This window comes from Providencia xihuensis, from assembly GCF_041953405.1.
In the GTDB taxonomy this organism is placed as follows: Bacteria; Pseudomonadota; Gammaproteobacteria; order Enterobacterales; family Enterobacteriaceae; genus Providencia; species Providencia vermicola.
In genome coordinates this window covers 253,639-265,279 of sequence record NZ_CP169565.1, presented here as the reverse complement: position 1 = coordinate 265,279, position 11,641 = coordinate 253,639, and the positions used below count along the sequence as shown (strand labels likewise).

11 protein-coding genes are annotated in these 11,641 nt (G+C 43.0%); all 11 read right to left on the bottom strand.

The window, feature by feature from the left end; all coding sequences use genetic code 11:
- Positions 1–322 precede the first annotated feature (322 nt).
- Complete coding sequence (gene yihI / locus ACE2AL_RS01175; protein WP_272538917.1) at positions 323–841, bottom strand: Der GTPase-activating protein YihI; 519 nt, start codon at positions 839–841, stop codon at positions 323–325.
- A gap of 369 nt (positions 842–1,210) precedes the next feature.
- Entirely contained in the window at positions 1,211–2,545 is a 1,335-nt protein-coding gene (locus tag ACE2AL_RS01170; protein WP_206084961.1) for an NCS2 family permease, read from the bottom strand.
- A gap of 181 nt (positions 2,546–2,726) precedes the next feature.
- Positions 2,727–3,479, bottom strand: a complete 753-nt coding sequence (locus tag ACE2AL_RS01165) for an amino acid ABC transporter permease (RefSeq protein WP_206084963.1) — start codon at positions 3,477–3,479, stop codon at positions 2,727–2,729.
- Position 3,480: 1 nt separating this feature from the next.
- Positions 3,481–4,233, bottom strand: coding sequence for an amino acid ABC transporter permease (locus tag ACE2AL_RS01160; RefSeq protein WP_206084964.1), 753 nt, complete (start codon positions 4,231–4,233; stop codon positions 3,481–3,483).
- A gap of 111 nt (positions 4,234–4,344) precedes the next feature.
- Entirely contained in the window at positions 4,345–5,184 is an 840-nt protein-coding gene (locus ACE2AL_RS01155) for an ABC transporter substrate-binding protein (protein WP_206084966.1), read from the bottom strand.
- A gap of 736 nt (positions 5,185–5,920) precedes the next feature.
- Positions 5,921–6,631, bottom strand: coding sequence for a phosphate signaling complex protein PhoU (phoU, locus tag ACE2AL_RS01150; protein ID WP_206084968.1), 711 nt, complete (start codon positions 6,629–6,631; stop codon positions 5,921–5,923).
- A 13-nt stretch (positions 6,632–6,644) separates the two neighbouring features.
- Positions 6,645–7,421 carry a phosphate ABC transporter ATP-binding protein PstB gene (pstB, locus tag ACE2AL_RS01145; protein WP_206084970.1) on the bottom strand — a complete coding sequence of 259 codons (777 nt, stop codon included), beginning with the start codon at positions 7,419–7,421 and terminating at the stop codon, positions 6,645–6,647.
- 37 nt (positions 7,422–7,458) lie between these two features.
- Positions 7,459–8,340 (bottom strand): phosphate ABC transporter permease PstA, encoded by an 882-nt coding sequence (pstA, locus tag ACE2AL_RS01140; RefSeq protein WP_206084971.1) that lies wholly within the window; start codon positions 8,338–8,340, stop codon positions 7,459–7,461.
- Position 8,341: 1 nt separating this feature from the next.
- The gene (pstC, locus tag ACE2AL_RS01135; protein WP_206084973.1) at positions 8,342–9,298 is read right to left on the bottom strand and encodes a phosphate ABC transporter permease PstC; all 957 of its coding nucleotides are present in this window, start codon (positions 9,296–9,298) and stop codon (positions 8,342–8,344) included.
- Positions 9,299–9,407: 109 nt separating this feature from the next.
- Positions 9,408–10,451: a phosphate ABC transporter substrate-binding protein PstS gene (pstS, locus tag ACE2AL_RS01130; RefSeq protein ID WP_206084975.1), complete on the bottom strand. Its 1,044-nt coding sequence runs from the start codon at positions 10,449–10,451 to the stop codon at positions 9,408–9,410.
- A 314-nt stretch (positions 10,452–10,765) separates the two neighbouring features.
- Positions 10,766–11,590, bottom strand: a complete 825-nt coding sequence (locus ACE2AL_RS01125) for a hypothetical protein (protein WP_375083852.1) — start codon at positions 11,588–11,590, stop codon at positions 10,766–10,768.
- Between the last annotated feature and the right edge of the window lie 51 nt (positions 11,591–11,641).

The window sequence follows — 11,641 nt, the reverse complement described above, 5'->3', positions numbered from 1 at the left end:
ATTGACCAAAAGCTCAAACCATGACAACGGGTTGCACCTTATTTAATTTGTTATTCGGTGGTATAAAAATTTTATAGCATACATAACGTTATAGACTCTGAATATTTCAAGTTGCAGCTAGGCGGCAAGTGAATGAGTCGCTAGGAGTATACATAAGTATGAGACTCGTGCGAATGAACGTAGCCAACAACGCTGCAGCTTTAAATATGACGAGTATTATAAAGATGTTAGAAAAAAGAGACTTGATGCAACATCAAAGAAAAGTGTGTTTGTAGAAAAAACAGACGCATCCCCCGCTAGCGCGAGGGATGATTAAACGAAGTTATTTGCTTTTTAAGATGCGCATGATGTCATCGAGTTTATCTTCGTCTTCTTCCTCTTCTTCTTCGTCAGCATATTCAATGCCTAAAATACTCATTAGTTCATCAATACGGTCTAAACAAGTATTGATGTATTTTTGCTCTTCAGCGTTAACCGTTTCGCCATCTTCTAGGCGCGCAAGTAAGCTATCTAAGCGATCATCGCTTTCTAACAGTTCTAACTCTTTTTCAGGCGTCAGTTTTTCTTTAACGACTGGCTGTTTTTTCTCAACAACAGGTTTGGTAATGTGTTTTTCATCCACAATTAAAGGGACTGGTTTTTTGCTGCCTAAACGCGGGTCAGCAGAGGCGTTTTGCCCACCATTTTGCTTGTTGGATGCTTGTTCTTCATAACGGCTGCCAGCTTTATGACCACGATGTTTTTTCTCGCGTTTACGTTCACGGCCTTCCGCGTTCAATTCTTCTTTGGTTTTACGGTATTTTTTCTTTGGCTTAGCTGTCGGTTTTTTTGGTGCATTCATGGTCTGATACCTTGATAAAGTCAGTTTCTGCTGCGAAATCTAGCAGGATCCCATTAAGGGGGAAAGCACTAGTTTGCAATTTCAGCGGATTTTTTATTCCACCCTGCCTTCGCAATAGTACTTTATTGATTATACCTTAAATAATTTGTGTTGCATGTAGAGGGATTCGAATAGAAGAAAGAGAAATGATGAGCTCATTAAATAATGTTAAAAAATTTGTGCCACTAAACAAATTAGACTGAATAATATTCTAAACAATTCAAGTTGTGGCTAGGCGTCAATCGAGGTTATCTCGGGGAGCATACATAAGTATGTGACCCGAGTAACCGAGAAAAGACAACAACACCACAGCTTGAAGTATGACGAGTATTAGGCGTCGACTAAAACCATTTTAAGCAGAAACATAACCGCGACTAAAATCACACACAGACCCAAGTCACGCCAGCGCCCTGTCCCAATTTTCATCGCACAGTATGCGATAAACCCTAGCGCGATCCCTTCTGTGATCGAGAAGCTAAACGGCATCATAACTGCGGTAATAAACGCAGGTACTGATTCAGTTAAGTCATCCCATTTCACGCGAGTCAGACTTGAAGTCATCAACACACCCACGTAAATCAATGCACCTGCAGTTGCATAAGCAGGAACCATACCCGCAAGTGGAGAGATAAACATGGTTAATAGGAATAAGATACCCACAACAACTGCCGTTAACCCCGTACGCCCACCAACTGATACCCCTGAAGAACTTTCAATATACGCGGTGACTGATGAGGTTCCCATCGCCGAACCCGCTACAGAGCTTAAGCTATCAACATATAGGGCTTGCTTCATACGAGGGAAAGTCCCACGTTCATTGGTGATCCCCGCTTTGTCAGTCACACCAATCATGGTGCCCGATGAGTCAAACAAGTTGACTAACATGAAAGCAAAAATCACGCCAGATAACGCTAAATCTAATGAGCCAGCGAAGTCCACTTGCCCAACGACGCTGGTAACACTTGGTGGAATAGAGAAAATGCCCGTGTATTTTACATCGCCCAGCGCCAGACCAATTAAGGTGGTCACCGCAATCGACACTAACACCGCCGCATGAATATTACGCGCCGCTAAGATGGCGATAATAAAGAAGCCCAACGCCCCTAACCATACGTTATGATGTGTTAAGTTACCAATAGATACCAAAGTGTCTGGGTTTGCCACGATAATACCCGAGTTTTTCAGCCCCATCATCGCAATAAACAGACCGATACCGCTGGTGATCCCCACACGTAGACTCAGGGGAATATTGGCAATAATCCAATAACGAATGCGGAATAATGTCAGGATAAACAAGCCAACTGCGCCCCAGAAAACAGCACCCATTGCGACTTGCCATGAATATCCCATCGCGCCAACTACCACAAACGCAAAAAAGGCATTCAGCCCCATCGCTGGTGCGACCGCAATCGGTAAATTAGCCAATAAGCCCATCAAAATACTGCCTATAGCGGCAATCAAGCAGGTGGTAACAAACACGGCTTTAATATCCATGCCTGCAATTGATAAAATTTGTGGGTTAACAAAGACGATATACACCATCGTCAGGAAGGTCGTGAAGCCAGCAACAACTTCAGTTCGTGCAGTTGTGCCGTGTTCTTGTAATTTAAAAACACGCTGAAACAAGCTCTGCGATTGTGCCGAGCTAGAAGATTGATTACTCATTAGATATCGCGCCCAAAAAAAGTTTTTTTCGCCCTATACTACAATTAAAAATCGAAAAAGAAAACGATTGCGTAAAAATCAACAGGCAAAATGTCCTAACTAACTGATACAACGCGATGAATCAAGAAAAAGAATAAAAATAGAATTTGGAGAATGGCGGTATAAAAACCGCCATTAAAATTTAGGATAGCGCCAGTAATTTTTGTCTACGCCAAAACAATAAACTGCGTTTTACCACAGACTTGTGCGGGCCGTTTTGTGCACTGAGTTTTTTCGCCACCACATTGGCAACAATTTCTACCGTAAAACACATCACAAAATAGATAAATGCCACGAATAAGAAAACTTCCAACGGGTAAACCATTTCGCGGTTATTCACTTGAGTTGCTAAGAAAGATAGCTCAGCCACACCAACGACATAGGCTAATGAGGTATCTTTAATCAGCGCCACCCATTGGTTGATAAATGACGGCACCATCATTCGCAATGCTTGAGGTAAAACGATATTCCACAATACCTGCCAACGGTTAAAACCAAGGGACAACCCTGCCTGCCATTGCCCTGCACCTATCGCTAAGATCCCTGCTTTCACAGCATGTGCTAAATAAGCAGAAGTGATTAAGGCGAGTGCACAAACTACCGTGGTAATCCCAGGAATTTCCGTACCTAACAAAATGGGCAACAAGAAGTAAGTCCAAAATATTAACATGATGACTGGAATTGCACGGAAAAAGCCTAAAACTGCCGCGAATAAATTAACCCAAAAACCACGTAACATTGCCAAAGCAATACCACCTAGTGTCCCTAAGACAATCGATGCCGCCCCTGCTAGCAGGCTAATCACGAGTGTCAACGCTGCCCCTTCTAACGGGCCATCAGGGAAAGTACCAAACAGTAAATATTGCCAATTTTGCTCGATCACTGAAAAGTCCATATTATACCCCCTGAGCCAAGTTTCGTTGCAAGCGCCATTGTCCCCAACCTTCCATCAGGGCAATAATGGCGATATACAACACGGTGGCCACACCAAATGCGGTGAAGGTTTGTAACGTTTGGCTATCGACTTGACGAGACACATAAGAGAGCTCCGCGACGCCAATTGCCATGGTTAATGAGGAATTTTTCACGACATTCATATATTGCCCCAACAACGGCGGCATTGCGATTTTGACTGCTTGAGGCAAGACCACTAATTTCATTGCTTGCCATGAAGTGAGCCCCAGTGCGAACGCGGCATATTTTTGCCCTTGGCGTACCCCACGGATCCCTGCACGAATTTCTTCCGCAATAAAAGGGACGGTATATAACGTTAACCCAATAAAACCTGCTAAAAACTCAAAGGACGGCCAACCCACGGTAAGCCCAAATATGTTGATTTCATGGGGAGTATTTAGCCATTCCATTGCGGCTGAAGGCAGTATTTCCCCCGAGGCAAAATACCAAAAAAATAACTGCACCAACAAAGGCGTGTTTCTAAAAATAGAAATATAGATACTGACTGCCCAACGCAAAAGAGCAATCTGGCTATCCTTTGCTGATGCAACTAAAAAGCCTAAAAAGGTGGCGGCAATAATGGTGCAAATCGAAATCCAGACTGTTAAAACAAAGCCATAACCGAACCATTCAAGGTACTGAGGCGCTAGAAGATGTGCAGACCAAAAATCACCACTGACAAATTTCTCAAACATAGTTCACGACCTATTTCTTTCACACCCTGTGACGAAAAACCTCACCCCGTATAACCAAGAACCCCGCACACAGTGCAGGGTTTCAAATCACTCAGTACTTGCTATTGTCGATTACGACTGTGGTTGTTGCTCACTCAATGGGGCAAATTTGAAGTCACCGCGTGGTTGTGCCGCTTTCGTGTCTGGACCAAACCAACGGTTATAAATGACTTCAGCTTTACCGTCTTTTTCCAATTTCAGCAGCGTTTCATTCACGTTTTCCACTAAGCGCGTTTCGCCTTTGCTAGCTGCCAGAGCTTGATACTCTTTGGTTAAGCTAAAGGGGGAAATTTCAAAGTCCGCTTTGACTTTCTCAGGTAAGTTACCTAGTAATCCCACTAGTTTTGCATCATCCTGCGTGATAGCTTGCACGTTACCATTACGCAGCGCTGCGAATGCTTGCGGAGTATCATCATAAGAAATCACTTTAGTGTCAGGGAAACGTTCACGCAGCGTCACTTCCTGCACAGTTCCTTTATCTGCACCAATACGCAGTGGTTTGATATCATCAGGGGTTTTTAATACACCTTTACGGGCAATAAATTTTTGGCCCGTGGCGAAATCAGGGATTGAGAAATCAACCTGTTTTGCACGCTCATCGGTAATCGTAAAGTTCGCACCAATCAAGTCTACTTTACCCGATGTCAGCAGTGGAATGCGGTTTGCAGGGTTCGTTGGACGCAGTTCAAGTTTTACACCTAAACCATCTGCAATTTCTTGTGCGATATCAACGTCATAACCTGCTAATTTTTTTGTTTGTGGGTCAATAAAACCAAACGGTGGGTTGCTATCAAATACGGAAATACGGATCACACCCGCTTGTTTAATATCATCTAATTTATCTGCGCTAGCGACATTCGCTGTCAGCGCCAAACCTGTAAGTAAAACAGTCGTCAGAATACGAGCTTTCATTGAATACCCCTAGTGGTAAATTTATGTAAATCGACCATCACAAGCTATCAACTATCTCTTAGCACCTGAAATAATATTAAATAATATATTTATAACCAAATGGAATATAAAGCAGTACAAAAAAAAGGGCAAACTTTGTAACAAAGGCCCCCGAATATGGCTTACACCATCAATAGACTCTTATTGAGCAAGAAGAAAGTCTGTATAAAAACGTTTTAGTGTATTCATCGAAATAGATAGGCTATCGAATGCATTAACCTCATGCCTGCAATCGCCCATAACCAGCATCAATGCTCTAAATAGTTCGTGCTGTAGCAAGGCGGCAAACACAGTTCCCCCTAAAGTATGTGACCCGGGTAGCCGAGTACAGCCAACACCGCCACTACACAAAACATATCGAGTATTTAATTTTCTAAATCATTCGCGTTGTGGCTAGGCGGCAAGCGAGGATATCTCGGGGAGCATACACAAGTATGTGACCCAAGTAGCCGAATGAAGCCAACACCGCCACAGCACGAAGGGTGACGAAAATTAGGAGCATACACAAGTATGTGACCCGGGTAGCCGAGTACAGTCAACACCGCCACTACACAAAACATATCGAGTATTTAATTTTCTAAATCATTCGCGTTGTGGCTAGGCGGCAAGCGAGGATATCTCGGGGAGCATACACAAGTATGTGACCCGAGTAGCCGAGTACAGCCAACACCGCCACAGCACGAAGGATGACGAAAATTTATTTGGTGAGCATTTTTTCTAAATTATCACCACCTACATGCCGGAAATCTTGCCCCTTCACATAGTAGAAAATAAACTCACAGATATTTTGGCAGCGGTCACCGATACGCTCGATTGAGCGTGCGCAGAACAACGCCGTCAATACGCTTGGAATTGTTCTCGGGTCTTCCATCATATAGGTCATAAGCTGACGGACAATGCCTTCGTACTCTTGGTCAACTTTTTCATCTTCGCGGTAAATACGAATCGCCTCTTCGAGATCCATTCGCGCAAACGCATCTAGCACATCATGCAACATTTGCACTGTGTGGCGGCCTAGCGATTCTAAACTCACGAGAAGCGGCTGATGTTGCTGCGAAAATTTCTCCAATGCGGTTTGGCAGATTTTATCGGCAACGTCGCCGATCCTTTCCAACTCCGCAATCGTTTTTGAAATTGACATAATCAGTCGCAAGTCACTCGCCGTTGGCTGGCGCTTGGCAATAATTTTGACGCACTCTTCATCAATGGCCACTTCCATCATATTGACTTTGTGGTCATTTTCGATAACTTCGCGCGCTAGGGCTTCATCCTGGTTATGCATTGCCGTAATGGCTTTGGTGAGCTGTTCTTCGACCAGCCCTCCCATTGTCATTAATTCAGTATGGATATGTTCCAGTTCCGCATTGAACTGCCCAGATATATGTTTATTGTGATTCAGCGTATCCATCGTCGGCTCCATATCAACCGTAGCGGCCAGTAATATAATCTTCAGTTTGTTTCATTTCTGGGGTGGTGAACATCTTATCGGTATGATTAAACTCAATCAGTTCACCTAAATACATAAATGCTGTGTAATCAGAACAACGTGCCGCTTGTTGCATGTTGTGGGTAACAATCACGACCGTATACTCTGATTTTAACTCACTGATTAACTCTTCAATACGCCCTGTGGAAATAGGATCCAATGCTGAACAAGGCTCATCCAGCAATAACACTTCTGGGCGAATTGCAATACCTCGCGCAATACACAGACGTTGTTGCTGCCCACCCGACAAGCTGTAACCACTTTGGTGCAATTTGTCTTTGGTTTCATTCCACAGCGCTGCTTTGGTAAGTGCCCACTGCACGCGCTCATCCATTTCCACGCGAGATAGCTTTTCAAATAAACGCACACCAAATGCAATGTTGTCATAGATGGACATTGGGAATGGCGTTGGTTTCTGGAACACCATCCCCACTTTTGCACGTAATAATGCGATATCTTGTTTGTCCGTCAGGATATTTTGACCATCCAGTAAAATTTCACCTTCAGCGCGTTGTTCACCGTACAGTTCATACATTTTATTAAACGTACGCAATAACGTCGATTTACCACAACCTGATGGGCCGATAAACGCTGTTACTTTATTTTTTTCAATGTCTAAAGAGATATTTTTCAGTGCGTGAAACTTGCCATAAAAGAAGTTGAGGTCACGGACTTTAATTTTACTGTTTGCAATTTCATTTGCATTAATCATGGTTACTTTCTCTCTAAATCTTTATTTATCTGGGCGCTTAGTGTTTTTTCTGTGCAAACACAACGCGGGCAATGATGTTAATCAGCAGGACACACAGGGTAATTAACAGCACCCCAGCCCATGCGAGCTCTTGCCATTCGGAGAATGGGCTCATTGCGAATTTGAAAATCGTTACAGGTAAGTTAGCAATGGGTTCGCTCATATCTGTACTCCAGAACTGGTTCGACAGTGAAGTAAACAGGAGCGGTGCGGTTTCTCCCGCAATACGCGCAATTGCCAGTAAGATCCCTGTAATAATCCCAGATACAGATGCCTTTAATGTAATGGATAAAATCATTTTCCATTTCGGCGTTCCAAGAGCATAAGCCGCTTCACGCAAGCTATCTGGTACCAGTTTCAGCATGTTTTCAGTGGTACGAATAACAATAGGGATTTGCAGCAATGCCAGCGCAATCACCCCTGCCCATCCAGAGAAGTGCTGCATTTGCGCAACCACGATGGTATACACAAACAGACCAACAACAATAGATGGTGCTGATAACAGAATGTCATTAATAAAGCGGGTCACAGATGCTAGCCATGATTTACGACCGTATTCTGCCAAGTAAATCCCCGCTAAAATCCCTAAAGGTGTTCCAATCACGGTAGCCCACAGGATTAATAAACCACTTCCGACGATCGCATTCGCTAAACCACCACCTTCTGTATTTGGTGGTGGCGTCATCTCGGTAAACAGGTTAAGGGACATACCGTCAATCCCTTTGGTCACCGTCGAAAATAAAATCCACACTAACCAGAACAGCCCGAATGCCATGGTCAACATTGAGACAAGCAGTGCCATTCTGTTAACTTGGCGGCGCCATGCTTGACGGCGTGCGCGTTCTTTCTCATTGACGATAAAAGGTTGATATTCCGACATATTAACGCCCCTCATTCTTCGCAAGACGCATTACCATCAACTTGGAAATCGCCAACACAATAAACGTGATAACAAACAGGATAAGCCCAAGTTCCATCAGCGCTGAGGTATGTAAGCCACTTTCTGCTTCCGCAAATTCATTCGCTAGTGCGGAAGTAATACTGTTTCCTGGCATGAAGAGGGATGCACTATCGAGCTGGTAGGTATTACCAATCACGAAGGTTACCGCCATGGTTTCACCCAATGCACGGCCTAACCCTAACATCACCCCGCCTATTACCCCGTTACGGGTATACGGCAATACGATGTTCCAAATCACTTCCCAAGTGGTACAGCCAATCCCGTAGGCTGACTCTTTCATCATCACAGGGGTTTGTTCAAACACATCACGCATAACAGACGCAATGTATGGAATAATCATAATCGCGAGGATAATCCCCGCCGCTAAAATACCTATCCCGAATGCAGGGCCTGAAAATAATTCACCGACAATTGGAATACTCGACATCACGTTGCCAACTGGCTCTTGGAAATATTCTGCAAATAGTGGTGCGAAAACGAATAAGCCCCACATCCCGTAAACGATACTGGGAATGGCGGCAAGCAATTCAATAGCAATCCCTAATGGACGTTTTAGCCAGTTTGGCGCAAGCTCCGTTAAGAACAACGCGATACCGAAACTGACGGGGACGGCGATAATCAGGGCGATTAACGAGGTTACAATGGTGCCATAGATTGGCACAAGGGCACCGAACTGTTCTGCAGGCGCATCCCACTCTTTGGTCCATAAAAACGAAAACCCAAACTTCTGCATACTTGGCCAAGACGCAAAAATAAGGGAAATAATGATGCCACCTAGCATTAACAAAGTGATTAGCGCGGCAATCTTTACCAGTGCACCAAAAATTACATCACCTGATTTGCTGGGAGCTCTAAATGCCGTTGTTTTTTCGGCCATGCGCTTTGTTCTCTTTCCATTCCTACTTGTACTGTAGGATTGTGTTACAACAATGAGCGGGTAAGCCCTGTTCCTCAGTACTTACCCGCCATTTCCAACCCGAGGTGCATTAGAACAATGCTTTACCTTGGCTATCTTTAATTTCTGTTTTCCATGCTGCACGAACAGCTGTTACAACCTCTTGAGGTAAAACGGCGTAATCCAGCGCTTCTGCTTGTTTACCGCCTTTATCGTACGCCCAGTTGTAGAAGTCGAGAACGGCTTTGCCTTTTTCAGCATTGGCTTGTTCTTTGTGTACTAAGATGAACGTTGTTGACGTGATTGGCCATGCGTTTGCACCATCACGATTAGTCAGGTCTTGAGCAAACGACTTCGACCAGTCAACTTTTTTCGCTGCTGCGCTGAAACTTTCGCCTGTTGGTGATACCGCTTCGCCATCCGCAGAAACTAACTTAGTATACGCAAGATTATTTTGTTTTGCGTAAGCATATTCCACATAGCCGATAGAGCCTGGCAGACGTTGTACGAATGCGGCAACACCATCGTTACCTTTACCGCCTACGCTGTTTTTCGGCCAGTTAACGGTTGAGCCCGCACCAATTTCATCTTTCCAATTCGCACTTACTTTTGCTAAGTAGCTGGTGAAAACAAATGTAGTACCTGAACCATCAGAACGTCTAACCACCGCAATAGCTTGGTCTGGTAAGCTCACTTTCGGATTTAATTTTGCAATAGCTGGGTCATTCCATTTGGTGATTTTACCTAAATAGATATCACCTAATGTGTTGCCATCTAAAGTCAGTTGACCTGATTCGATGCCTTTTACGTTAACCGCCAACACCACACCACCAATAACGGTAGGGAATTGGAACAAACCATCTTCTTTTAGTTTTTCATCAGTCAATGGCGCATCAGACGCACCGAAATCAACTGTTTTTGCATTAATCTGTTTTACACCACCAGAAGAGCCAATCCCCTGATAGTTCACTTTATTACCTGTTTCTTTCTGATAAGAGTCTGCCCACTTCGCATAAACAGGAGCAGGGAAGGTCGCGCCAGCTCCGGTCAGGCTGGTAGCAGCAAAAGAAGACATTGCAGTCAGAGACAAAGTTGCTGCCATTACGCTTGCTAAGGTGGTACGCGTCATTTTCATAATCCCTCCGGGGATGTATAGAAACAATCAAGTATAAAATTGTTGGGTGTATGTCACGGTAGGAAAAATAGGACAATTTAGTTACGACAACATGTCGTTTTTATGACAGTTTTATGACAATTGACTGTATTCACACCTAGCTTAGGAAAAAAACAAAAAGGAATATATTTAATCTCAAATAAAATCAATAAGTAAGAAAAAAAGCATCCATAATAACGAAATGATGTATTGTCATAAAAAAGTCTTAAATTATTTTATCTATAAAAAAATAAACCCGCATTCGCGAGTTTATCGAAAGAAAAAACAAAATAACATTACGATAGCTTAATCCCTGTTTTACGTAGCATTGGATTAGCGACTCTAGCAATCAGCTCAGCTTTCATACTTTCTTTTTTTGCTTCTAGATCTTTTTTCGACTGTCTTTCATGTTCAATATATTTGTTAATAGCAGGAGAACAAGTTGATTCTAAAGAAGGTTTTTTAGGACTAATATCGTCTTCCATTTTCGCTTTTGCCTGTAATTTCCTAAATAGTGAACTTTCTTCAAGACTAGCAGCAGAAAAAACTCCTACTTTTTGATTCTTTTTAATAACTGAATTTTTCAATTTTAGCACTGCTGCTTCACTTTCAGTCAGTTCCTTTGCGGCATATTCTGGCTTATTGCATTCCTTTCCCGCATCCTTAAACCTTTGCAATTTTGCCATTTCTTCAAATAAACCTGAGGCGACTTTATCTGTCAACTGTCGATTTAATACCGTATGCTTTGCCTCTGTCCTAACTGACACTTCATGTTTAGGTAATTCAGTTGTTGGTAATCGTTGTACTGGAAGAGTATCAGGCATTGGTGGTGGTGGTGGTACTGGCTGAGATATCGACATTGGTAAAGCGGTGGATAGCTTTGGTTCAGCTTGTTTTTCTGATGGTTGTACAGCAACTTTTGTAATCGAGTTGCCAACTACCGGTTCCTTCAGTGTTATTTTCTTTTCCTTTTGTAAAACATTTGTAATATTCGTATTCATTACATTTTTCATCTGCCCCGAAACACTCCCTTTATTTTTATTAAACAAAAAATTTGAGCATGTTTTTAAGCTTTTGGATAAAGTATGAATGATTTTAGTTGCACTAATATGAACTGACATAATATTTACCATAATGATTTTATTTGCACTGATTATCCAAGCAAGGTACCT